At 32.2% G+C, this 23539-nt stretch carries 23 protein-coding genes and 1 tRNA gene; 18 read left to right on the top strand and 6 right to left on the bottom strand.

Translation table 11 applies throughout. The features are described 5' to 3' along the window. Positions 1-50: 50 nt before the first annotated feature. From GXM21_RS12130 to GXM21_RS12120, 3 genes are all read left to right on the top strand, one after another. The gene (locus GXM21_RS12130; RefSeq protein WP_008539344.1) at positions 51-1850 is read left to right on the top strand and encodes a peptidoglycan D,D-transpeptidase FtsI family protein; all 1800 of its coding nucleotides are present in this window, start codon (positions 51-53) and stop codon (positions 1848-1850) included. Positions 1851-1984: 134 nt separating this feature from the next. Continuing rightward, on the top strand, positions 1985-3265 hold the full coding sequence (gene serS / locus GXM21_RS12125) for a serine--tRNA ligase (RefSeq protein WP_008539345.1): 1281 nt from the start codon (positions 1985-1987) through the stop codon (positions 3263-3265). Between the two features lie 82 nt (positions 3266-3347). After that, positions 3348-4100, top strand: coding sequence for a hypothetical protein (locus tag GXM21_RS12120; protein ID WP_008539346.1), 753 nt, complete (start codon positions 3348-3350; stop codon positions 4098-4100). Between the two features lie 69 nt (positions 4101-4169). Here GXM21_RS12120 and GXM21_RS12115 read toward each other — a convergent pair whose 3' ends face one another. Both GXM21_RS12115 and GXM21_RS12110 read right to left on the bottom strand, forming a co-directional pair. Continuing rightward, positions 4170-5633, bottom strand: coding sequence for a sensor histidine kinase (locus GXM21_RS12115; protein ID WP_008539348.1), 1464 nt, complete (start codon positions 5631-5633; stop codon positions 4170-4172). Then, positions 5617-6303: a response regulator transcription factor gene (locus tag GXM21_RS12110; protein WP_008539350.1), complete on the bottom strand. Its 687-nt coding sequence runs from the start codon at positions 6301-6303 to the stop codon at positions 5617-5619. The genes GXM21_RS12115 and GXM21_RS12110 overlap by 17 nt, the downstream gene beginning before the upstream one ends. Before the next feature lie 216 nt (positions 6304-6519). On the opposite strand from GXM21_RS12110, the gene GXM21_RS12105 reads away from it, so the two are divergent. Both GXM21_RS12105 and GXM21_RS12100 read left to right on the top strand, forming a co-directional pair. Continuing rightward, positions 6520-6870 (top strand): NirD/YgiW/YdeI family stress tolerance protein, encoded by a 351-nt coding sequence (locus GXM21_RS12105; protein WP_008539351.1) that lies wholly within the window; start codon positions 6520-6522, stop codon positions 6868-6870. A gap of 142 nt (positions 6871-7012) precedes the next feature. Beyond that, the gene (locus tag GXM21_RS12100; RefSeq protein WP_008539355.1) at positions 7013-8374 is read left to right on the top strand and encodes an NAD(P)-dependent oxidoreductase; all 1362 of its coding nucleotides are present in this window, start codon (positions 7013-7015) and stop codon (positions 8372-8374) included. A gap of 77 nt (positions 8375-8451) precedes the next feature. On the opposite strand, the gene GXM21_RS12095 is transcribed toward GXM21_RS12100, so the two are convergent. Further along, on the bottom strand, positions 8452-9039 hold the full coding sequence (locus GXM21_RS12095) for a LexA family protein (protein WP_008539356.1): 588 nt from the start codon (positions 9037-9039) through the stop codon (positions 8452-8454). A gap of 16 nt (positions 9040-9055) precedes the next feature. Next, positions 9056-10015, bottom strand: coding sequence for an NAD(P)H-dependent glycerol-3-phosphate dehydrogenase (locus tag GXM21_RS12090; RefSeq protein ID WP_008539357.1), 960 nt, complete (start codon positions 10013-10015; stop codon positions 9056-9058). 229 nt (positions 10016-10244) lie between these two features. On the opposite strand from GXM21_RS12090, the gene GXM21_RS12085 reads away from it, so the two are divergent. The 6 genes from GXM21_RS12085 to GXM21_RS12060 all read left to right on the top strand — a co-directional run bounded on the left by GXM21_RS12085 (position 10245) and on the right by GXM21_RS12060 (position 16211). Next, positions 10245-10613 carry a VOC family protein gene (locus tag GXM21_RS12085; RefSeq protein ID WP_008539358.1) on the top strand — a complete coding sequence of 123 codons (369 nt, stop codon included), beginning with the start codon at positions 10245-10247 and terminating at the stop codon, positions 10611-10613. A gap of 192 nt (positions 10614-10805) precedes the next feature. Further along, positions 10806-12089: a hexokinase family protein gene (locus tag GXM21_RS12080; protein WP_008539359.1), complete on the top strand. Its 1284-nt coding sequence runs from the start codon at positions 10806-10808 to the stop codon at positions 12087-12089. Positions 12090-12107: 18 nt separating this feature from the next. Further along, on the top strand, positions 12108-13460 hold the full coding sequence (gene rpoN / locus GXM21_RS12075; protein WP_008539360.1) for an RNA polymerase factor sigma-54: 1353 nt from the start codon (positions 12108-12110) through the stop codon (positions 13458-13460). A 72-nt stretch (positions 13461-13532) separates the two neighbouring features. Then, positions 13533-15038 carry an SGNH/GDSL hydrolase family protein gene (locus GXM21_RS12070; protein ID WP_008539361.1) on the top strand — a complete coding sequence of 502 codons (1506 nt, stop codon included), beginning with the start codon at positions 13533-13535 and terminating at the stop codon, positions 15036-15038. Positions 15039-15064: 26 nt separating this feature from the next. Further along, positions 15065-15256: a hypothetical protein gene (locus GXM21_RS12065; protein ID WP_008539362.1), complete on the top strand. Its 192-nt coding sequence runs from the start codon at positions 15065-15067 to the stop codon at positions 15254-15256. Positions 15257-15269: 13 nt separating this feature from the next. Beyond that, on the top strand, positions 15270-16211 hold the full coding sequence (locus GXM21_RS12060) for an asparaginase (protein ID WP_008539363.1): 942 nt from the start codon (positions 15270-15272) through the stop codon (positions 16209-16211). Between the two features lie 70 nt (positions 16212-16281). Here GXM21_RS12060 and GXM21_RS12055 read toward each other — a convergent pair whose 3' ends face one another. Together GXM21_RS12055 and GXM21_RS12050 are read right to left on the bottom strand one after the other, a co-directional pair. After that, complete coding sequence (locus GXM21_RS12055) at positions 16282-17616, bottom strand: MATE family efflux transporter (protein WP_008539364.1); 1335 nt, start codon at positions 17614-17616, stop codon at positions 16282-16284. A 292-nt stretch (positions 17617-17908) separates the two neighbouring features. Continuing rightward, positions 17909-17997 (bottom strand) — tRNA-Ser (locus GXM21_RS12050). A gap of 317 nt (positions 17998-18314) precedes the next feature. On the opposite strand from GXM21_RS12050, the gene GXM21_RS12045 reads away from it, so the two are divergent. From GXM21_RS12045 to glmU, 7 genes are all read left to right on the top strand, one after another. Then, on the top strand, positions 18315-19268 hold the full coding sequence (locus GXM21_RS12045) for a magnesium transporter CorA family protein (RefSeq protein WP_008539365.1): 954 nt from the start codon (positions 18315-18317) through the stop codon (positions 19266-19268). Between the two features lie 15 nt (positions 19269-19283). Beyond that, the gene (locus GXM21_RS12040; RefSeq protein WP_008539367.1) at positions 19284-19514 is read left to right on the top strand and encodes a hypothetical protein; all 231 of its coding nucleotides are present in this window, start codon (positions 19284-19286) and stop codon (positions 19512-19514) included. Positions 19515-19564: 50 nt separating this feature from the next. Further along, positions 19565-19753, top strand: coding sequence for a type II toxin-antitoxin system prevent-host-death family antitoxin (locus GXM21_RS12035; RefSeq protein ID WP_008539369.1), 189 nt, complete (start codon positions 19565-19567; stop codon positions 19751-19753). 12 nt (positions 19754-19765) lie between these two features. Then, a complete protein-coding gene (locus GXM21_RS12030) occupies positions 19766-20116 on the top strand; it encodes a metal-sensing transcriptional repressor (protein WP_008539371.1) in 351 nt (116 codons plus the stop codon). Positions 20117-20314: 198 nt separating this feature from the next. Further along, positions 20315-21184 (top strand): 4-(cytidine 5'-diphospho)-2-C-methyl-D-erythritol kinase, encoded by an 870-nt coding sequence (gene ispE / locus GXM21_RS12025; protein WP_008539372.1) that lies wholly within the window; start codon positions 20315-20317, stop codon positions 21182-21184. A gap of 13 nt (positions 21185-21197) precedes the next feature. Further along, complete coding sequence (locus tag GXM21_RS12020) at positions 21198-21884, top strand: GntR family transcriptional regulator (protein ID WP_008539373.1); 687 nt, start codon at positions 21198-21200, stop codon at positions 21882-21884. A 255-nt stretch (positions 21885-22139) separates the two neighbouring features. Continuing rightward, positions 22140-23510 carry a bifunctional UDP-N-acetylglucosamine diphosphorylase/glucosamine-1-phosphate N-acetyltransferase GlmU gene (gene glmU, locus GXM21_RS12015; protein WP_008539374.1) on the top strand — a complete coding sequence of 457 codons (1371 nt, stop codon included), beginning with the start codon at positions 22140-22142 and terminating at the stop codon, positions 23508-23510. The last annotated feature ends 29 nt before the right edge of the window (positions 23511-23539 follow it).

Genomic DNA, 23539 nt, shown 5'->3' with positions numbered 1-23539 from the left:
GTTTAAGGAAAGTGAGGTATTTTATCGTAGGTCTTTAGGCTAAGAAGATTATGGATAAAAATAGTGGACAAAATAAAAAGATAGTAAAAAAAGTAAATAAAGTGCAAATGCATATAATTTATTTATTCATAGGATTGCTCGTTTTTATTATTGGCGTTATGGCTAGATATGCTTGGGTGCAAATAGTTCGTGGAGATGAAATGTTATCTCGTTTGGAGTCGCAAGTTCAAGAGTCATCTGTGCTTCATGTGCCTCGTGGTACTATCTATGATGCGGAAATGAAAGAGCTAGCGATAAGTACAATGGTTAGCTCTTTATATATTGACCCTAATCATGTAGAAGATCCAGAACAAACGGCAAGAGATGTAGCTCCTTTGATAGGGCTTACAGAAAAAGATATTTTAGATGATATCGCTCAAGGTGGTGGTTTCGTCTGGGTAAAAAGACAGATGGAACCGGAAGAAACGAAGGCTTTGAAAAATTTAATGAAGGAAAAGCCTGAATATGTAGCTTGTCTTGGTTTTATTCAAGAAAGTAAAAGATATTATCCAAATGATATGTTAGCTGCCAATGTAATCGGTTTTGTGGGTACAGATGATAAAGGTTTAGATGGTATTGAGCAACAATTTGATGGTATGATAAAAGGTGAAGAACAAACTTCTTCTATTTTTACAGATGCTTTGGCTAGGCCAATTATGGACTCTGTATTTTTGAAAAATTCACCTGTAGATGCTAATTGTAAAAATATCCAGCTGACTATCAATGCACAGTATCAATTTATCATTGAGAAAGCTTTGGATAAGGCGATGATGGATCATGGTGCTGAATCAGTAACAGCTATAGTAATGAACCCGAAAAATGGCGATATCTTGGCTATGGCATCTCGACCATCATATGACCCAAATAATTTCCATAAATACGATCCTAATGTTTGGAAAAATAGAGCTGTATCAGATATCTATGAACCAGGCTCTACATTTAAATCTATTGTAGCGGCTGCTGGTTTTCAGGAAAAATTAGTATCACCAACAGATATTTTTGTTGATCCAGGAACTATTGAAGTTTCAGGTAGAACTATTCAAAACTGGAGTGGCGATAGCTTTGGTACAGTTACATTCCTTGATGTCGTAAAAAATTCTATCAATACAGGTTTTGCTCAATTAGGTTTGGAATTAGGTGGCGAGCGCTTGATGAATTATGCTCGTAAATTTGGTTTTGGCGAACGTACAGGTATTGAGCTTCCAGGTGAAGAATCTGGGATTTTATTCAATCCAAAAGATATGGTTGCTTCTGACGTAGCGACTTCTTCTATTGGGCAAAGTATCGCGGTAACACCACTTCAGATGATCACTGCTATGTCTGCTATAGCAAATGATGGTGTATTGTTAAAACCTCATATTGTGAAGGCTATTTATAATGCTGATGGCACAGTATATCAGCAAATGGAACGCGAAGAAGTTCGCCGTTGTATTGACTCTGATGTGGATAAGACTTTGAAATCTGTATTAGAACAAGTAGTTTCCACAGGTGGTGGTTCTAAAGCAAGTATTGAAGGTTATCATATTGCTGGTAAAACAGGTACAGCACAAAAAATTGATATGGTAAATGGTGGATATTTGCCAGGACATTATATCGCTTCATTTTGTGGTTTTGGACCAGTGGAAGACCCTCAATTCACAGTGCTTGTAATCATCAATGACCCAGCTGGTGGCGAGTACTATGGTGGTCAAGTAGCAGCACCAATAGCGCATGATATATTTTTACAATTATTTAGATATGCTAATGTAAAACCAATAAATGGCAATCAAAGTTTATTAGATGATATCAAGGGAACAGAAGCTAAAAACTAATAAATATTGATGGATTTTGAAATATATATCCATAGAAAATGAAATAATTATGTGGTAAACTTTTAATTTAATGGATTATGTTGTAAAATTAAGATTACTACATATTTAGTTACAAAAAAAGGTAGGTTAAAATAATGCTCGATATAAAATTTGTCAGAGATAATCCTGAATTAGTATTACAGAATTTAAAAAACAGAAATAATCCAATGAATCTTGACCGTTTCATGGAACTTGAAAAACAACGTCGTGAAATCATTGCTGAAACAGAAAATTTAAAAAGCCAGAAAAATGCTGTTTCTAAAAAAATCAGCGAAATGAAAAAGAATAAAGAAAATGCTGATGCTGTGATTTTAGAAATGCGTCAAGTTGGTGAAAAAATTAGCCAATTAGATAAACAGCTTCGTGAAGTTCAAGATGAATTACATGATATTTTACTTCGTATTCCAAATATGTGCCATGAATCTGTACCAGTAGGTAAAGATGATAGCGATAATCCAGAAGTTCGCCGTTGGGGTACTCCTCGTGAATTCGATTTTGAACCAAAAGCTCATTGGGATATCGGTGCAGACCTTGATATTTTAGATCCTGAAAGAGCTGCAAAAGTTACAGGTACACGTTTTACTTTCTATAAAGGTTTAGGTGCAAGACTTGAACGTGCTTTGATTAACTTCATGATGGATTTACATGTAGATAAACAAGGCTATACAGAAATGCTTGCACCATTTATCGCTAATAAAGATAGCATGACTGGTACAGGTCAGTTGCCTAAGTTCTCTGAAGATATGTTCAAACTTGAAGGCTTAGATTATTATCTCGTACCAACAGGTGAAGTTCCAGCTACTAACTTCCATAGAGATGAAATCTTAGATGGCGATAAATTACCAGAATACTACAGCGTTTATACTGCTTGCTTTAGAGCAGAAGCAGGTAGTGCTGGTCGCGATACTCGTGGTCTTATTCGTCAACATCAGTTCAACAAAGTTGAAATGATTAAATTCGTTAAACCTGAAACATCTTATGATGAATTAGAAAAAATGGTTAATAACGCAGAAGAAGTTTTACAGCTCTTAGAAATCCCTTACCATGTAGTAAAACTTTGCACAGGTGATATTGGTTTCACAGCTGCTATGACTTACGATATCGAAGTATGGCTTCCAAGCTATAATACTTATCGTGAAATTTCTTCTTGCTCTAATGTTTGCGATTATCAGGCTCGCCGTGCAAATATAAAATTCCGTCGCAGTGCAGGTGCAAAACCTGAATTTGTACACACATTGAACGGTTCTGGTCTTGCAGTAGGACGTACTGTAGCTGCTGTATTAGAAAACTATCAGCAAGCAGATGGTTCTGTAGTAATTCCAAAAGTGCTTCGTCCATACATGGGTGGCATTGAAGTAATTAAAAAACCAGAATAATTTTAGTGCTAAAATAATAAGATAAATAAAAGCTCATCAATTTTGATGAGCTTTTGTCATATTAAATATAAGAGGTGATAAAATGAAAAAATTAAAAGTATTTTTAGCAGTAGGTTTATTATGTTGTGGCTTATCTATGTCTATGGCAGAGGCAAAAACTATGACTTTAGATAAGACGAAAGTATTAGTTCCTCAAGGTTTTAGCGTGGCAAATGATGATTTGAAATTCAAAAAAGGTACAGTAGTGGAATTAAATGAGAATAATGAAGTGATAACAGGTGTATTAAATCGTGATATTGCACTTCGTCCTACTGGCTGGAGAAATGTAATCAATGATTATTATGAGGAAAGTAATAATAGTATTTTCTATCCTCGTATTTTCCATCCGTTTACAAGTGTTTCTATTCCTTTCCCAACTTATGCTCATGTACGCTATAAAGGCAATAAGCCTGTAACTTTTGCGACCGATGGTACTGTATTATCTGGTACTATTGATGAAGAAGTAACTGTAAGTGTAAATAAAGATAAATATGGTCTGATTACATTTGAAGACCAATATGAATTAGGTTTTTATCCTGATGGTTCAGTGAAAAATGGTCGCTTGAGAGATAATGCTCTTTTAAGACCATATGGTTTTAAAACAGGTTTAGCTGGCGATGAAATGGCTGGATTTGTAGAATTTGCAGGTGGTAAAGATATAAGCTTTTCTAAGGAAGGATATGTAACTTCTGGAGTATTGAAAAAATCTATTTCTTGGCAACAACCCGATGGTACAATGGTAACTTTGCCAGCTAAAACAATGATTTCTTTTATTAACGGACAAGCTAGATATTGATTAAAATTTCATAAATAAAATACGAAAAAAGCACCTTAAGCTCATAGATTTAAGCCTAAGGTGCTTTATTTAGTTATCTTTAGGAATGATTAAAATAATTGTTGTTCCTTTATTTAATTTGCTAGATAATCTGATTTCGATATCATGGGCATCAGCTATCCATTTGGCAATGGAAAGACCAAGACCTGTACCACCGACGCCGTTTCTTGTTCTAGCACTATCTACGCGATAAAAACGCTCAAAGATTTTATCTTGTTTATCTTTAGCGATACCGATACCAGTATCTGAGATTTTTACAATCATATGTTTGACTTTATTTTCTGAGGAAATGGTGATTTTTCCGCCATCTGGCGTGTATTTTATACTATTATCTAAAAAGATACGAAGCATTTGACGCATCACTAATTCATCAGCAAAGATATATCCATCATCATTATGAGTGCAAGTGATAGTATGTTGAGGTGCGATTAATTGCGTATCTTTGGCAATATCGGCAATTAAAGGTTTTAAATTCAATGACTCTTTATGCAATACTTGACGTTTTTGGTCTGCTCTAGCCAAGAATAAGAGCTTTTCAATTAAACGTTGCATATTGATGGCTTCAGAATGAATAGCTGTGATACATTCATCAGCAGTTTGAGGGTCATCTTTACCCCAACGAGCAAGCATATCTGAATAACCGCAAATTACAGTGGCAGGCGTGCGAAGCTCATGAGAGGCGTCGGATATGAATTGACGCTGTTGCTCAAAACCTTTTTGTAAACGCTCTAACATTAAATTAAAGGTATTAGAAAGTTCTTCTAATTCATCTCTAGTTGGCTGTACTTTGATGCGTTGATTTAAATCTTGGATTTCAATATTTTTTACAGTCGTGGTAATATCTCTTAATGGTTTTAATAATCTTCTACTGAGGAGAAAACCACAGATAATGGAGATTATTACCCCTGCAATTCCAGCATAAAAAATAGTTTCGGATAATTCTTCTAAAAATACTTTTTCTGCTGTAATCGTTCGCAAGAAATGAAGTGTATACGTTTCATCATTTTTGACAATAGTTCTTTGTGTATAGAAAATCCAAAAATGTTTAAAATTGACAAATTTTAAATCTGAAGGTAAAAGAGCGTTGCGAATGTAATCTTCAATTTGAGGATGTTTTTCTTGTCTAGCAAGTGAGTCCTGAACGTGATTGATAGATATATACATTGGCAAACTATCATAAACTATATTATTATTGCTATCTGTTACACGCATGACAACGCCAGGGATAAGGGCAGAACTTTTTACATCTTGTAGTAATTCTGGCACTGTTTCATTATTAGCTTTTTTCTCTACATAATTAGCAGATAAATTGATGGATACTTCAGCTTCATGAAAGAGAACGTAATGTATGCCAATCAAGGTACTGCTTAAAGTTACAATTAAAATTAAGCAGAGCATGATGCTGTAGATAAAAGCTAATTTTAGGGAAATAGGCATATATTTTAAACGAGGGTGAATACACATATTTAAATAAGTTTTAAGTTTTGATAACATAGCCGATGCCTCTTACTGTATGAATGTATTTTTCATTGAAATAATCATCAATTTTGGCGCGTAAATAGCGAATATAAACATCGACTACATTGGTATCACCCATATATTCATAACCCCAGATGGATTGGAGGATTTGCTCTCTAGATAAAACATGGTCATGATTGTGTAATAAATATAAAAGTAAATCATATTCTTTTTTAGTGAGTTCAACTAATTGGTTATGAACTTTTACTTCATGACGGTCAAGATATACATGGATATTTTTAAATTTGAACACTGAAGGTTCTTCTGCAGGTTTAGTAGTAGAATTATTATGCTTGCGAAGGGTAGCACGTATTCTAGCTAGAAGTTCTTGAATAGCAAATGGTTTAGTAATATAGTCATCAGCACCGATATCAAGACCTGTTACTTTATCATTTATTTCATCTTTTGCTGTGAGCATGATGATAGGGATATCGGATAATTTGCGCACATTTTGGCAGATGGTCAATCCGTCCATATCTGGTAGCATAATATCTAGTAAGACTAAATCATAATCTTCCTGAATAATACGCTCGTATGCTCGTAGCCCATTACTCTCACTGGCAGTTGAAAAACCTTCATGCTCTAGTTCCATTTGTAAAAAACGAGCAATGCGGTGTTCATCTTCTACAATTAAAATTTTGCTCATAAAAATTCCTCCTAAAAATACTTCTTACATATATAAAACCATTTTTTTTAGTAAATAAAAAGTCCTAGCGTCTATTTTTAATCTAATTTTAATTTGGATATAATTATTCTTTAATAATAATTGTTTATTATATAAGTGTAAAATGTTGGAGTTTATTTACCTGATAAAAATAATAAATAAGGATTTTATTTTTAATAAATATATAGGAGTGATAATATGAAAAAAATGTTAGCGGTAGTATTGAGTTTAGTAACTGTTTTTGTTTTAGGTACAGCTGTTGTATTCGCAGCTAAGCACCACAATAGTGCTCAAGTAACGACAATTGCAGATATTAAAGCTAACGGTTGGGACGAACAACGTGTATTAGTAGATGGCGAATTCACTGAACATATCTACAAAGATTTATATACATTTACTGATAATGAAGGAAATTCTATGACAGTAGAAGTTGATGATGATATATGGTATCAATTATCCATGGATACACCTGTACGCATTTATGCTGAAGTAGATAAAGATTGGCATGGCGGTATCGAATTAGAAGTTAAAAATATTGAAAAACGTTAAAAATAAAATATAAATTTCACGAAGAAAAGCTATTAGTTCTTATAACTGATGGCTTTTTTTGTTAAAATAATTGTATATTAGTTTGATTTAATGATATAATTAATATAAATAATTTAGTACTAAAACCATAGAGGTGAATTATATGTCAAATACAGCTGATGTAGGATACGAGACAAATGGCTATACGCTTAGAGAAGCTATTGTTGAAGCAAAACGTTGCTTGAACTGTAAAAAGCCAATGTGTCGTACGGGGTGCCCAATTAGTAATAATATTCCAGAATTTATAGATGCATTATCGCATGGTGATTTAGGTAAGGCTAGTATGATTATTGCTCAGCGTAGTAATTTACCAGCAGTTTGTGGTAGAGTTTGCCCGCATGAACGTCAGTGTGAAGGTTCTTGTATTTTGGGACGTAAAGGTCAAGGAATAAAAATTGGTAAATTAGAGCGATTCATTGCCGACATGGACGGAGAACTTGAATTAGTGGCTCCAAATGTGGCGAAATCTCAGCCTGGAAATATTGCAGTAATTGGTTCAGGCCCTGCTGGTCTTACAGTAGCTGGGGATTTAGCTAAAATGGGATTTAAGGTAACAGTATTTGATTCTCAGCCAGAAGCTGGTGGAGTATTGATGTACGGTATTCCTGAATTTCGCTTACCAAAACAAGTAGTTCGTCGTGAAGTAAAACGCATTAAAAAATTAGGCGTAGATTTTAAATTAAATATCATGGTAGGCACAGAAATTACAGTAGATGAATTATTTAATCAGGGCTTTGATGCTATTTTTATTGGTACTGGTAATGCTTTATCTAAATCTTTACCAATAGATGGTGCTAAATTAAAAGGTGTAATTCAAGCAACATATTTCTTGCAGATGGTGGAATTATCCAATAGCAATAGCGTTGACCCTAATGAAGTGCCAATCAAAGAAGGCGATGAAGTAGTGGTAATTGGTGGTGGTAATACTGCTATGGACGCTGCGCGTACAGCTATGCGTTGCGGTGCAAAATCTGTAAAAGTTGTAAATCGTCGTCGTGAAGAAGATATGGCAGCTTTAAAATCTGAAATAGATGCAGCTAAAGAAGAAGGTGTAGAAATACACGCTTTAAGAGGTCCTGTAGAAATCATAGGAGAAGATGCAGTAACAGGTATAAAATGTTCGGTACGTGAATTTGATGAAGCATTAGACAAAGTCGTAGATACAGATGGACGTGAATATTTCTCTGCAAATAAAATAATCATTGCTATAGGACAAAAACCTGCTAGCAGAATTGTAGACTCTACAAGCGGTATTGATGTAGATGAAAATGGGTTTGTGAAAACTCGTGAAAAACCATATGGTATGACTATGCGACATGGAGTTTTCTCTGGTGGAGATGTAGTTAATGGACCAGCTACTGTAGTTGTAGCTATGAAAGATGCTCAAAAAGTAGCTCAAGGTATAGCTCAATATGTAGAAGCCAAGAAACTCATGGAAGAATGTGGCATGAAAATGGTTGATTAATATATTGTAATTTAATCTATTTTGATGAAATAAAAAAAGATGTTTTGAGATATATATTCTCAAAGCATCTTTTTTATTTAAAATTTAGTGTATAAAGCGATAGCTTTTCCTAGTATGCGGAAATTATCGCAATTATTTTTTGAGAAAACCATCGGTTTATATTTAGGATTTTCAGAGCGTAGTTGCACTGTATCATCTACGAAATAAACACGCTTTAGAGTAGCACTATCATTGACTAAGACAGCAGCGATTTCTCCATTTTCTACAGTTGATTGTTGTTTGATAAAAACGATATCACCATCATTGATGCGAGCGTTAATCATGCTATCACCATGGATACGTAGACAAAAATCAGCATCATTATCATCATAAGGCAAATAACCTTCAATATTTTCTTGAGCTAAGATGGGAATACCAGCAGCGATTTTGCCTAAGATAGGAAGTCGTTTAATATTTTCTTCGCTAGAAGTATCTTCCAAGAAAATATTTGGAGATACATTTAAGACTTCAGCTATTTTTAGGATATTTTTATATTTGGGCTGATAATTTCCCGATAAGTATTCGCTGATAGAAGATTTATTAATTTTAGTTAAACGTGCTAGTTCATTTTGTTTCATGTTTTTTTCTTGAAGTAATTTTTTTAAAGTAATCGCAAATGTTGACATAGCTTCACCACCTGTATTATTCAGCCTTTAAAGGTCGCATGAATAAATTTAATAATTCTTCTTTAGGATTTTTATGATTGATTACAATTTCATTGATGACAGCGCAAATTGGTAATTCTATATGATGTTTATCAGCAAGTTTTAAGAGAGCTTGCATAGTGTAAATACCTTCGGCTAATTTGCTGAATGGTTTGTTTAAGACAAAATCTTCACCGAAACAACGATTATTGCTATATGCTGAAAATAAAGTGGCTTCATAATCGCCAAGATGGCTAAGACCATATACTGTCATATTATTTCCGCCTAAAGCTTTGATTAAATTGGATAATTCATAAGTACCACGTGCCATTAGTGCGCCTTTTAAGCTAGTGTAGTGCATACCGTCGAGCATACCGGCAGCAATACCTACTACATTTTTGGCAGCAGCTCCAATCTCTGTACCGATTAAATCTTCGCTATAGTAAAAACGAATTAAATCACTGCTAAAAATATTGATAATATGTTTACTGATATCTGTATTTTTGGCTGAAATGACCATGCAATTAGGAATGCCTTTTAAGAAATCTTGAACATGACCAGGACCTACCCAAACACCTACATTGCAATCTTCGCCAATTTCTTCAGTGAATACTTCAGATAGACGCTTTCCTGTTGAAATTTCAAGACCTTTCATACATAGAATAAATGTTTTTTGCATATATAAATCAGTCTTTTTGATTTCCTTAGCTAGGTTTCGCAATTGTTGAGAGCTGATGGAGATGATGATTGTATCAGCAAAATTTAATGCGAGTTTCAAATCATTTGTATAAGTAATATCAGGAGATAGACTAAGGTATTCATTTTGATGTGTAGTTTGTAGATGTTCTAGATGTTTAGAGCCTTCTCTACCCCAGATTTTTACATTATGACCAATATGATTGGCATACCAAGCATGAAAGCTTGCCCAACGACCACAGCCAAGAACAGATATATTCATAAAAAAGCCTCCTAGAATTTTATTTTTTGTATTAATTAATCTTCTCAAGAATATGTCATTTTTGTGATTTATTTCATAACTATTAATTATATCATAGCAAAAAAAGTAGAAGATATATATTGGAAATAGTGATTTTATTTTATTTTTATGTAGGCAAAGCGTATTTGTTCAACTTTCTAATCTATGCTAAAATAAGATATAAAAAGATCAATAGATATGGGGTGTGGGTATGAATTTCAAATTTTTGCATAGTAATATATATGTTTTAGATTTAGAAAAATCAATTGATTTTTATAATAAAGCCTTAGGCTTGAAAGAAGTAGACTGTTTAGATACACCAGAATTTACTTTAGTTTATATGGGCGATGATGAAACAACTCATCAATTAGAATTATCATGGATAAAAGGTCAAAAAGAAGCTTATAATTTAGGTGATAATACATTCCATATAGCTTTTGAAGTAGACGATTATGAAAAAGCGCATGAACTCCATGAAAAAATGGGCTGCATTTGCTATGAAAATAAAGAAATGGGTATTTATTTTATCAATGACCCAGATGGAAACTGGATGGAAGTAATTCCTAAAGGAAGATTTTAATTTAATGGGCGAAAATCGCCTAATTTATGCAAAATATTGATAAATAAAATGTAAATCATTATATAAATTCAGGTTAGGGACTAGCCGTAGTGCTTGGCAGATATAGTTAGATTGCTAATTATTTCCCAAGAAGCTCTCATTTACAAATGAAGAGTAGTTCACTTTTAGATAAAAAAGGGGCAAAATAATTCGATGGATAACAAAAAATTTCAAGAAATGATTGATGAATTTACACTTGATAGCGATGCCATAAAAGATGTAGCAGCATCTTTTCGCTATGATATAGAACATGGCGTAAAAGAAACAGGAGAATCTTCTTTACGTATGTTACCATCTTATATCGGTTTACCTACTGGTAAAGAAACAGGAGAATACTTAGCACTTGATTTTGGTGGCACAAATCTTCGTGTAGTTTTAATTCGTTTAGATGGTGAAGGCAAATTCGAAGTTATTAAAAAAGTTGCTAAACCATTAGTAGTGCCAGGCGAATATGATTTTATTTGCGCTGATGCAAATGCTGATGAATTATTTGATTTTATTGCTGATATGATAGAAGAAGCTGTTGATGGCAATCGCGATAAAAAATATTTATTAGGACATACTTTCTCTTTCCCTTCTTCTCAGACAAATATTTATAATGCACGTCTTATCATTTGGACTAAAGAATTTGCAACAAAAGGTGTTGAAGGTGAAGTTGTAAATGATTTATTAAAAGCAGCTTTAGCTCGTAAAAATCTTACAAATGTTGAACCAACAGCAGTTATCAATGATACAGTAGCAGTTTTATTAGCAGCTGCATACAAATTAGGTAATGTAAATATTGGTTCTATCTATGCTACAGGTCATAATACATGCTATTATGAAACATTCACTGGTATGGGCAAACCTGCAATGGTTATAAATATGGAATCTGGCGGATTTAATAAACTCGCTATCAATAAATATGATTACAAATTAGATATGGAATCTGAAAAACAATATGAACAACGTTTAGAAAAAATGGTTTCTGGTCGTTATATGGGTGAATTATTATCTTATTGCTTAGATGATGCTTGGAATATTGGCAAAGTAGAATTCACAAGTATTGATATATCCACTATTTTAGCTGATAACAGCGATAGTTTAGATGGAGTATGTGATTTATTAAAAGCAAAAACCAATGCAGATATAACTACAGATGATGCTATTTGGGTAAAAGCTTTAGCTGAAACAATCGCTAGCCGTTCTGCAAGATTAGTAGTTGCTACTTATTGCGGTATTATGTGGCATTTATATCCAAATGGTGGTATTCCAAAACAATTTGTAGCTGTAGATGGTTCTGTATATGAAAAAATGCCTACAATAAAAGACAATATGCAAAAAGCTATTTATGAAATTTTAGGCGAAGAAGCTGACAAATTAGAACTTGTATTAGAAAATGGTGGTTCTGCACTTGGTGCAGCACTCGCTGCAGCTATGGAACCTGTTGAATGCTAATTTAAAGAGGAAAAAACAATGAAGCAGTCATTATCGTTAAATTTAAAACAAAAATTGTTAATGACACCAAAACTTCAGCAATCCATAAATATTTTACAATTATCTGCCCATGAATTAGGCGAACTCATCGAAAAAGAATATATGGAAAATCCGACTTTAGAAATAGACTCAAGCTCAGAACATGAGCTTGAGCCTGCTTCTAACTTTGATAAAACTATGGATTTTTTAGAATACTTAAACAAAGATGATGAAAAGCCTGAACCTGTAGCAAATGACGATGATTTTAAAGTAAAAGAGTTCACGAGAAATAATCAGACATTAGAAGAATATTTATCAGAACAAGTGGATTTTACTTTTAACGATAAACAAGAGATAAAAGTAGCTAGATATATCATTGGATTATTAGATGCAGCAGGATATTTAAGAGTGAGTACAGCTGAAATATCATCATTATTGAAAATAAATGAAAAGATAATAGAAAATGTTTTGGCAAAAATTCAAATATTAGAACCAATAGGAATTGCGGCGAGAGATTTACCAGAGTGTTTAGCTATACAGGCAAAGAAAATTAATGTATATGACGGAATTATGAAAGCTATTATAGATAAATATTTACCAAAAGTAGCTGAGGGAAAAATAAAAGAGATAGCTACATTAGAAAATGTAGAACCTATACAAGTACAAGAAGCGATAGATATAATTCGCACTTTTAACCCAAAACCAGGAGCATCTTTTGGTAAAGAAAATTTAGAATATATTGTACCTGATGTAGTAGTTAGGGATATTAACGGACAGTTAGAAGTAATTATAAATGAAACGAATGTACCTAAATTACGAGTAAACAGTCTTTGCTATAAAAGAGATATATTAGATACGCATAGTAAAAAATATATTGAACAACATGTAAATTCTGCCATTTGGTTGATTAAAAGTATAGAACAAAGACGTATAACTTTATTGAAAGTAGTAAATGAGATTGTAAAACAACAAGAAATGGTATTTTATAAAGGCTTATCCTATATGAAGCCTTTACTTATGAAAACTGTTGCTGAAAATATTGGTGTACATGAATCAACTGTTAGTAGAACAGTTGCTAATAAATATATGGAAATGCCTTATGGTATAGTGGCTTTAAAGAAGTTTTTTGCAGGTAGTGTAAGCAAACAAAACGGAGAAGAAGACATAATCGCTGATAAGGTAAAAGCAAAAATAAAAGAACTCATTGAAAATGAAAATAAAGCAAAACCGCTTAGTGACCAACAATTAACAAATATTTTGAATGAAAATGGTATGAAAATATCACGAAGAACAGTTATGAAATATAGGGAACAATTGGGTTTTGCTTCTTCATCTAAACGCAAAAGATATTAGAACTTAAAAATATTTTAAACAGATAGAAGATTGAAGAATTTTCTATCTGTTTTATTTAGTAGGGAGAATAAAGTGAAATTAAAAAAATTTTTTATAAGAACTGTGTTAGCTGTAAGCATTTTAAATTTTATGAATGTAAATTTAACCTTTGCACAAGTTCCTTCTAAACAAGCTTTAGTGCAAACAAAAGAGGCTAAAATAAAAACAGATAAAATGGATAATACAGGTAATATTGATAAAAATACGGATAAAAAAGAAAAAACTACAATATTAGCTAAAGAAGAAAATATCATACCAAGTAAAACTTTAGATAATGCTACTGAAAATAAAGTCGAAAATGTAGAGTTTAAGTCAGCTATTTTAAATTGGCCAGAAATCCCAAATGCTGTTATGTATGAATTAATTGTAAAAAATATAGATACGCAAGAAGTATTATTTACAAAATACAATATCTATGCATCTGGCTATCAATTAGATAATAGTGAAGTGAATTTATCACAGAATTTAAAATGGCAAGTCAGAGGTTTAGATGAAAATAAAGTGCCAGTATCAGATTATACAAAACCTAGATTATTACACAAGGGGGAAATGTATAAACTCAATTGGCAAAACAAGGGTGATGAATATAAATTAGAAGATTTTACTAGACGTGAATATGCTACATATTTGGTGGCAAAAGATGTAGAAATATCACCGCTAAAAATCACTACTCATTTTGATAAAATGGATTATATGCCAGTTTATCCTGTATATTCATGGGTGCCTGTAAAAAATGCAGACCATTATAAAATAGATGTATTTTATGTGCCTAAATATGATTTTAATAATATAGAAAAAATAGCATCATATACTTGCCCACAAGGCATGGATTATTATGATAATAAAGCTTATACAAAAAAAGGACTTTATTTTTTCAATGTACAGGCATATGACAAGAATAACCATAAATTAGCTGAAGCTAAAAATAGTTATTTCACTGTAAAACAAGATAATGTAAAAGTGGCAGCATTAGGCGATAGTATCACTCATGGAGGGGGAGCTGTAAGCACTCCACCTAGTGCGACTTTATATAATTGGGAAACTTATGCTAATTTACCTGTATTAAATATTGGTTTTAGTGGAAATTTAACCTCAAATATGTTAAATCGTTTTGATAATGATGTATTATCATTTAATCCTAAGATATTGGTTGTTATGGGGGGTGTAAATGATATACGTACAGGGGTGAAAGCGGAAACTGTAATTAATAATTTAACATCGATAAAACAAAAATGTCAGCAACATAATATTATTCCTGTATTTTTAACAGTAACTTCTGTAAATCCACCAAGAATGAAATCTGTTATAAATTTAGATATCAGTGAAGGGTGGGATAAAGAACGTCTAAAAATAAATGAATGGATAGAAAAACAACCGTATCATGTAGATGTGGCATCAGGTTTGATGGACGAGCAAGGTTATTTAGCAGATAATATGACAACTGATGGTCTGCATCCTGATTTTGAAGGTAAAAAACATATCGGAGAATTAGTAGGTGATTATTTACGAGCTAATTTTCCAGATATTGTAAATAATTGATGGAAATTTAATTTAGGAGCAAATATATGGCAACTGTAGAACAAGTAAAAAAAGCTTTAGTAGCTGTAGAAGAATTATGCGGAAAATGTCCAGTTTGTACGCCTGATTGCCCTGTAGCAATAGCGAAAAGAGCTTTGTCTGGTCTAAAATATGATATAGAAGCGTATGAACAATATCAAAGTGAATTGGATAATGAAATGAATAATGAATTAAAATGATGGTGAGGATTTTATGAAGAAAATTTGTTGGTTAGCAACAGGCGGTACTATAGCTTCACGTCCTAGTGAAAATGGACTTGTGCCAGGATTTACAGCTAAAGAAATGTTAGATATGGTACCGAATTTAAAAGATTATGCTCATATAGATTGTTATGATATCATGCAGTTAGATAGCACGAATTTACAACCAGAAGATTGGCAATATATCGCAGGTTATATTGAAAAATTATATGAACAATATGATGGTTTTGTAATAACTCATGGTACAGATACATTGAATTGGACATGTTGTGCACTTCATTATATGTTGGAGAATTTAGCAAAACCTGTAGTAGTAATTGGTTCACAATTAACTATTGAAGAAGAAAATACTGATGCAAAATTTAATTTAAACGCAGCTTTTGCGATGGCAAGTTCAGAAAAAATAGGTGTATTTGCTGTTTGTGGCGGTCAAATAATAGAAGGTTTATGGGCTAAAAAATTATACAGTAAAGATATGCGTTCAATTCAAAGTATAAATAAAATGCCAGTAGCTACTTTTGAAGGAAATAATATAAAATGGAATGAATATGAAAATCCTCAAGTGAATGGAAGTTTTAAAGTTCATAGTGATTTAGAATTAAAAGTAGCACAAATAAAAATCATGCCAGGATTAGATAGTGAACTTTTATTTAATTTAGCTAAAATGGGTTATAAAGGTATAGTTATCGAAGCATATGGTGCAGGTGGAATACCTTTTGCTAAAGAGAAACAAAGAGATATTGTAGGCGCTATTGAAGAACTTAGTAAACAAGGTGTAAAAATTGTTTGTACTACACAATGTTTATTTGATGGAGTGCATATGGATAGATATGAAGTTGGTATAAAAGCTTGTAAGGCAGGCGTAATACCAGCAGGAAAATTATCAGTAGAAGCAGCTACAGTAAAATTAATGGTAGATTTAGCAAAAAAATAAGAGCTATAAAAGACAAATAAAAAAAGGAGAAATTGAATTTAAATTCAATTTCTCCTTTTTTATACGATTATTAAATAAATCGTTTTTCAATGTAACGGAGTCTAAAAAATAATAATACAGCAGAAGTAGCAACACCAAGTACCATACTTTGCCAATAAGCAAATGCTCCTTGAGTCATGAAATAATCAAGAAACATACCTAAAGGTAAGCAAATACCCCAATAAGCAAGCATACTTACATAAAAGGCAGCTTTTACATCTTTGTAACCACGCAAGATACCTTGGATTGGACAAGCAATCGCATCGAATAATTGCCATGCTGCCGTATAAATTAAGAAATGAGCAATATATGTTAATAAAGTAGTATCTGTAGCATATAAAAGTGCTATATAATCACGGAAGTAAAATACTAAGCCGACAATTGATAATACGCAAAGGAAGGATACAATCAAACCTAGATAAGCATATTTTTTAGCCTCTAAGTATCGCTTAGCCCCTACTTCAATACCAATAATGATTGTTAAAGCTAGAGAAAAGCTCAATGGCAACATATATAAAACACTAGAAAAACTCATAGCCGCTTGATGAGCTGCTATATAATTTGTACCGAATTTACTGATGAAGATGATGATGAAACCAAATAAACTAGCTTCCATAAAAATACCCATGCCATTAGGAATACCAATGCCTAAGTATTCTTTGATACTTTTTAAGGAAAATTTAAAATTGAATAAAGCTAGATTTTTAAATTGAGGATTATTGATAATTATAGCGATAAAAATAAATAGTAAAATATAATAAGTGATAGCAGTTGCTACACCTGCACCGATACCACCTAATTTAGGGGCACCAAAATTACCATAGATGAAACAATAGTTTAAAAAGGCATTGATAGGTAATGCTAATAGATAAATTTTCATGGAAACAGCAGTGCCTGCTACAGTATCTGTTAAAGAACGAAGTGGGAAAGTCAATAAGCCACCACTTAAACCAATGATTAAAGCTAACATATAGTATTTAGCTATATAATATACATCAGGTTCAAGTGTTAAGATAGCTAAAATATCATCAATAAAGAAGAAATAAGCTAAAAGTAAAATCAATTCGATAATAATAGATAAAATCAGTCCGGAATGAATAACGGTAGCTATGCTATCTTTTTCATTTTTACCAATCAAATGGGCAATTATAGGCGTAGCAGCCATTAAAATACCTGTAGAACTTGCAATAATAGGCATCATAAGGCTTCCACCGATAGATGAACCAGCAAGTTGTTCTGCACCAGCATGACCAGACATTGTAGCATCAAAAAAGTTCATGCCAATGATTGCTAATTGCGTAGCTAATACAGGTAACATAACATTAATAAGTCGGCGTAATCTATACATTGTACGTAAGTTTAACATAGAAAAAACCTCGGTTTGAAATATTTTTTTCTATTATAAAGTATAGTGTCGCCCTATAGTCAATCTGTTTTTAGAAAAAGATTTTATCTATTTTTGTACAATAAGTTTAATTCTATAATTAATGATTGTATTATATAAATTATTAAATGATAAGAGTCTGTTAAAAAAAGGGGCAAACTTTTTAAAAGCAATAAAAAAAGGAAATACTTCAAACTACTAAAAAGCCTTTAAATACTAGATTTATCAAGACTTTGAAACACTTTGAAATATTTCCCTGTATCATTTAATTTAATGGCGGAGAGGGTGGGATTCGAACCCACGGTCCCTTTCGGAATCACTGGTTTTCAAGACCAGCTCCTTAAACCACTCGGACACCTCTCCATTAGTTGCTATATAAGTATAGCAAGTTTTTTTTATAGTTGTCAACTATTAATTTAAAAAGTTAAGTGAGAGGAAAAACTATAGTTATTGATATGCTTGATAAGTTATATCATATGAATTATACTTAATTATGCAATATCTTAAATTATAAAGGTTGGTGAATAATTATGGACGAGTATCCGGAGAGTAACAAGTTAAATTATCAAGAAAATAAATATAGAGGATACCTACCCGATTATTTATCAAAGATATTACAAAATTTTTAGTTAAATAATAAATTGTGGTAGGTTTTTTAGAGAAGGGAGAAATCTATCGCAATGTTGAAAATCTATAAATCCATGGAAACAGGTCCTTTAAAGGAATTGACATTAAAATCATTGGAAAAAGGAGCATGGATAAATATAGTGGCGCCTACTCCTTATGAATTGAAAGTAGTAGGTAATTTAACTCAAGTAGAACCAGATTTTTTGCGTTCAGCACTAGATAATGAGGAACGTTCACATACAGATATAGAAGATAATTCGATTATGATTTTGACTAATGTGCCAGTGATGAGAACATTTGAATCTTATGATACTTTGCCATTAGCGATTATCTTGACTCCAGATTATATTATCACTGTATGCTTAGAAGATACGCCTGTGATTTCAGATTTTAATGAAAGAACATATCGTTCTTTTCGCACCTTCAAGAAAACACGCTTTTTATTTCAAATTTTGTACAAATCTGTTACATATTATTTGAAATATCTTCGTCAAATAGATAAACTTTCTGATGAAATTGAAGCTAGATTGCGTGAGTCCACTGAAAATAGAGAGATTTTACGTTTATTGGAATTACAAAAAGCACTTACTTATTTTAATGCTTCTTTGCGTTCTAATGGTGCAGTGCTTGAAAAACTCATGCGTTTGCGCTCTAATCATAGTTTGCAAAATATTATAAAGTTATACGAAGAAGATGAAGATTTACTAGAAGATGTAATTATTGAAAATAAACAGGCTCGAGAAATGGTTGAGATGTATAGTACAATTTTGGCTAGGCTTGCTGATACCTTTTCTTCGATAATGTCGAATAACTTGAACTTAGTAATGCGTTTTTTAGCTGCTATGACAATTATTTTAGCTATACCGACTGTAATCTCTAGCTTTTTTGGCATGAATGTGGAAGTGCCTATGTCAGAAAATCCATTGGCATTTTTGGATATTTGTATTTTAGCCGTGCTTTTAGCTGGTATCTGTGCGACAGTATTGTGGCGAAAGAATATGTTTTAGAGTAAAGAGGTTTTTATGAGAACTTTGATTGAAGCTAATTTATGTGATGGTGTTATCTATGGAGATAATGTCAATTTAGAATATGTATATATGCCAGCTTCAGAGATAGGTGTGAAAAATCCTATTTGTGTTTTTGAAGAAAATTCTTCACGAGAAGATATTTCCATGAGTGAGGCTTTAACGATTATTCGTAAACGCAGTTTAAAACCTGTGAAGCACCCTAGATTGGGAATTTCTTCTTGTTAATATAAATTGTGTTATATTTTATTATTTTAGTTGGAAAGGATGTGATATATATGATGGCTATATCATCTTCTGATTTATTAAATGAATTTACTATTTATGCTGATAAAGTTGTTGATGAAAAAGAAACATTGATTGTACAGCGCAGTAGTGGTAAAAACATTGTAGTAATGTCTATGGAACAATTTAACGAATTACAAAAAGAGATTTTTTTGGCAAAGAATGCTCAAGAAAAAAAGTGAGGTTTTTGCTAAATGGAAATAAATGATAATGATAAGGAAATAAATTCAGCTTGGCATGTTCATGAAGACGGAACGGTACATGCTCATCATGGACATACACACACGCATACGCAGACAAAAGCTGTATTAAATCGCTTATCAAGAGCTATTGGTCATTTAAGTGCAGTAAAACGTATGGTGGAGCAAAATAGAGATTGTAGTGATGTATTAATCCAATTATCAGCTGTTAATTCAGCGATAAAAAATGTCTCTAAGATAATTTTGCAAGACCATATAGAACATTGTTTAGTAGAAGCGGTAAAGGAAAATGACCAAGAGGCAATTGATAAATTAAAAGAAGCGATTGATAAATTTGTAAAATAATGAAGGGCAAGTATTTATGAAGGTAAATATTTGCCTTTTGTACTTTTAGTACATTCGTGTACAAGTAGAAAAAAGATTTTTGAATTGATAGAATTAACAATAATATATGAGATAGTAGACTTTTTATTGATAGAATGATAAAATCTTTTAAGAATGAGTAATGTATTTTAAGTACAAGATATTGATAGGATGAATAAGATGGTAACAATAAATGCAAATGCGAAAATAAATCTTACTTTGGATATTTTAGGCAAAAGAACAGATGGTTATCATGAAGTTAGTATGGTTATGCAATCTATTAATTTATTTGATACATTGACTTTTACTAAACTTGATGCAGAAGAAGGTATTATACTTCATGGTGATGTCAAAGGTGTAGCAAAGCCAGAAGATAATTTAATTTATAAAGCAGCAAAATTATTTTTAGATACATATAAGATAAACAGTGGTGTAGAAATTAATTTAATCAAAAGAATACCTGTAGCTGCTGGATTAGCTGGTGGTAGCACAGATGCTGCTGCTGTATTTAGAGGATTAAATGAATTATTTGAAATGAATTTAGGCATTAATGCTTTATGTAAGATGGCAGAACAATTAGGTTCAGATATATCATTTTGCTTGATGGGTGGAACAATGTTAGCGACTGGTAGAGGTGAGATTTTACAAGAAATTTCAGCTATGCCAAAAACAAATATTGTTTTAGTAAAACCAAAAGTAGATGTATCTACAGCATGGGTATATAAAAATTATCATAAAGTGCAAGATAGTGTAATTCATCCTGATAATAAAGCAATGCGCAAATCTTTAATAAAAAAAGATTTACAAGGTATTTGTAAAGCTTTAGGCAATGTCTTAGAATATGTAACTATCCCAGAATATCCTGAGATAGCTAAAATAAAACAAAAACTTTCTGATTATGGAGCAATGGCTGCAATGATGTCTGGCAGTGGTCCAACAGTTTTTGCCATTGTAGAAGATAGTCAAAAAGCAAAAGATATAGTAAGTAAAATACAGTTGGATTTTGATGCAGATGTATTTGCTGTAGAAACAGCAGAAAAAAATTTTTAATGGAGGAATAAACATGAGCAATAAACTTACACCGATAAAGTTAGATAGTTATCAACCTTTACGTGAAGTAGTTTTTGAAACTTTGCGTGATGCTATAAGAAAAGGTATTTTAAAACCAGGCGAACGCTTAATGGAAATTCATTTAGCTGAACAACTAGGTGTTAGTCGTACTCCTGTTAGAGAGGCAATTCGTAAATTGGAATTAGAAGGCTATGTAATTATGATGCCTCGCCGTGGTACATATGTATCCAATTTATCCATTAAAGATATTAATGAAGTTTTTGAAATTAGAACTTCACTAGATTCTTTAGCTAGTGGACTTGCTGCTGAACGTATCACTGATGAAGAACTTGAACATTTACAAAGATTATTAGTTGTCATTGGTGAAGCTATAAAAGAAAAAAATATGGAAAAAATCGTTGAAGCTGATACGAAATTCCATGATATTTTATATCAAGCAAGCAGAAATAATCGTTTAGTAGGTATTATTTATAATTTACGCGAACAATTGACAAGTTTCCGTGCAAAATCCATGGCTTATCCTGGTCGTTTGGAAGAAACTTTAGAAGAACATCGTCGTATTGTAGATACTATTGCTCAAGGTGATGCAGTTGCTGCACAAAAAGCTTCTGAATATCACATGGAACGTTCTGAACATACTTTATTGCTTAGTATGGAAGATAAAGATGGCAATATGTAAAATAAAAAATAAATGCTAAAGATTTTTTTTAGATATGATTTATATATGATATAATAAACTTAGATAAGTTTTTATTTGATATACAGTATAAGATTTTTTGCTAAGATAATAGCAAAATGAATTTTATAGATAATAAACCATGGGATGCATGGGGTTTGCTTGATATGAAAACATCAAGAAGTTTCTATTTTATAATTATAAATGAAATGAGATAGAAATACATCACATATACAATAAAGGAAAGTGAATTTTAAGGTGAAATCAGAAGGATTAATTACCATAATTTTAGCCGCAGGTAAAGGCACTCGCATGAAATCTAAATTACCAAAAGTACTCCATTGTGCAGGTGGAAAGCCAATGGTAGAACATGTACTTGATGCTGCTAAAAGTGCTGGTTCCACACGTAATATAGTCGTAGTAGGCTTTGGTCGTGAACAAGTACAAGCTGTTTTAGGCGATAAAGCTGAAATCGTTTTACAAGAAGAACAATTAGGTACAGGTCATGCTGTAATGCAGGCAGAACCATTAATCAAAGATAAAAATACTGCTATAATGGTTTTATGTGGCGATACTCCACTTGTTACAGGTGCTACATTAAAAAATTTCTATGAAGAACATGTACAATCAGGAGCTAAAGCTTCTGTACTTACAACATTTATGCCAGATCCATTTGGCTATGGACGTGTAATTCGTTTAGTAGATGGTTCTGTAGAAAAAATCGTAGAACAAAAAGATGCTAGCGAACGTGAACTTGCAATCAATGAAATCAATACAGGAATTTATTGTTTTGATGCTGAAGCTTTATTTGCTAGCTTGAAAAAAGTAAATAACAATAACGCTCAAGGCGAATATTATTTACCAGATGTTTTATCTATTTTACGTAAAGAAAAACAGAAAATAAATGCTTCTATTGCTGATAATTATGAAGAAACATTAGGTATAAATTCTCGTGAACAATTAGCAAATGCTGAAAAAATCATTCGTCAGCGTAAAAATAAAGAATTAATGGCTCAAGGGGTAACTTTAATGGACCCTAATAGCACTTATGTAGATGTTGACGTTGAAATTGGACAAGATACTATAATCTATCCATCTACTTGGATTGAAGGAAATAGTAAAATTGGTGAAGGTTGCAAACTTGGACCAAATTCACATTTCAAAAATACAGTTATGGGCGATAATGTAGAAGCTATGTTTAGTTTTACTGAAGACTGTGAAATCGCAGATGATGTAAAAATGGGACCATATGTACACATTCGTCCAAATACAAAACTTGCACATAAAGTAAAAATTGGTAACTTCGTAGAAGTTAAAAATTCTAATATTGGTGAAGGCTCTAAATTACCTCACTTGAGCTATATTGGAGATACTGATATGGGCTCTGGTGTAAATATGGGTTGTGGTACAATCACTGTAAATTATGATGGAAAAAATAAATTCCGTACTATAATAGGTGATGATTGCTTTATTGGTTGCAACTCAAATCTTGTAGCTCCAGTTAAAGTAAATAATGGTGCTTATGTAGGTGCAGGCTCTACAATTACTAAAGAAGTTCCAGAAAACGCACTTGCAATCGCACGTGAAAGACAGAAAAATATTGAAGGCTGGAAAGACAAAAGAAAATAACTAAGAAATTTAGTTAGTATAATAGTTTA

Origin of the sequence: Megamonas funiformis (genome assembly GCF_010669225.1) — a bacterium.
In the GTDB taxonomy this organism is placed as follows: domain Bacteria; phylum Bacillota; class Negativicutes; order Selenomonadales; family Selenomonadaceae; genus Megamonas; species Megamonas funiformis.
Note: the sequence above shows the minus strand (reverse complement) of the source record. Positions and strands in the feature narration are given on the sequence as shown.

What these genes read in the sequence shown, in the direction of transcription:
- GXM21_RS12130 (WP_008539344.1), top strand. Translation starts at nt 51, where the DNA reads ATGGATAAAAATAGTGGACAAAATAAAAAGATAGTAAAAAAAGTAAAT.
- serS (WP_008539345.1), top strand. Translation starts at nt 1,985, where the DNA reads ATGCTCGATATAAAATTTGTCAGAGATAATCCTGAATTAGTATTACAG.
- GXM21_RS12120 (WP_008539346.1), top strand. Translation starts at nt 3,348, where the DNA reads ATGAAAAAATTAAAAGTATTTTTAGCAGTAGGTTTATTATGTTGTGGC.
- GXM21_RS12115 (WP_008539348.1), bottom strand. Translation starts at nt 5,633, where the DNA reads ATGTTATCAAAACTTAAAACTTATTTAAATATGTGTATTCACCCTCGT.
- GXM21_RS12110 (WP_008539350.1), bottom strand. Translation starts at nt 6,303, where the DNA reads ATGAGCAAAATTTTAATTGTAGAAGATGAACACCGCATTGCTCGTTTT.
- GXM21_RS12105 (WP_008539351.1), top strand. Translation starts at nt 6,520, where the DNA reads ATGAAAAAAATGTTAGCGGTAGTATTGAGTTTAGTAACTGTTTTTGTT.
- GXM21_RS12100 (WP_008539355.1), top strand. Translation starts at nt 7,013, where the DNA reads ATGTCAAATACAGCTGATGTAGGATACGAGACAAATGGCTATACGCTT.
- GXM21_RS12095 (WP_008539356.1), bottom strand. Translation starts at nt 9,039, where the DNA reads ATGTCAACATTTGCGATTACTTTAAAAAAATTACTTCAAGAAAAAAAC.
- GXM21_RS12090 (WP_008539357.1), bottom strand. Translation starts at nt 10,015, where the DNA reads ATGAATATATCTGTTCTTGGCTGTGGTCGTTGGGCAAGCTTTCATGCT.
- GXM21_RS12085 (WP_008539358.1), top strand. Translation starts at nt 10,245, where the DNA reads ATGAATTTCAAATTTTTGCATAGTAATATATATGTTTTAGATTTAGAA.
- GXM21_RS12080 (WP_008539359.1), top strand. Translation starts at nt 10,806, where the DNA reads ATGGATAACAAAAAATTTCAAGAAATGATTGATGAATTTACACTTGAT.
- rpoN (WP_008539360.1), top strand. Translation starts at nt 12,108, where the DNA reads ATGAAGCAGTCATTATCGTTAAATTTAAAACAAAAATTGTTAATGACA.
- GXM21_RS12065 (WP_008539362.1), top strand. Translation starts at nt 15,065, where the DNA reads ATGGCAACTGTAGAACAAGTAAAAAAAGCTTTAGTAGCTGTAGAAGAA.
- GXM21_RS12060 (WP_008539363.1), top strand. Translation starts at nt 15,270, where the DNA reads ATGAAGAAAATTTGTTGGTTAGCAACAGGCGGTACTATAGCTTCACGT.
- GXM21_RS12055 (WP_008539364.1), bottom strand. Translation starts at nt 17,616, where the DNA reads ATGTTAAACTTACGTACAATGTATAGATTACGCCGACTTATTAATGTT.
- GXM21_RS12045 (WP_008539365.1), top strand. Translation starts at nt 18,315, where the DNA reads ATGTTGAAAATCTATAAATCCATGGAAACAGGTCCTTTAAAGGAATTG.
- GXM21_RS12040 (WP_008539367.1), top strand. Translation starts at nt 19,284, where the DNA reads ATGAGAACTTTGATTGAAGCTAATTTATGTGATGGTGTTATCTATGGA.
- GXM21_RS12035 (WP_008539369.1), top strand. Translation starts at nt 19,565, where the DNA reads ATGATGGCTATATCATCTTCTGATTTATTAAATGAATTTACTATTTAT.
- GXM21_RS12030 (WP_008539371.1), top strand. Translation starts at nt 19,766, where the DNA reads ATGGAAATAAATGATAATGATAAGGAAATAAATTCAGCTTGGCATGTT.
- ispE (WP_008539372.1), top strand. Translation starts at nt 20,315, where the DNA reads ATGGTAACAATAAATGCAAATGCGAAAATAAATCTTACTTTGGATATT.
- GXM21_RS12020 (WP_008539373.1), top strand. Translation starts at nt 21,198, where the DNA reads ATGAGCAATAAACTTACACCGATAAAGTTAGATAGTTATCAACCTTTA.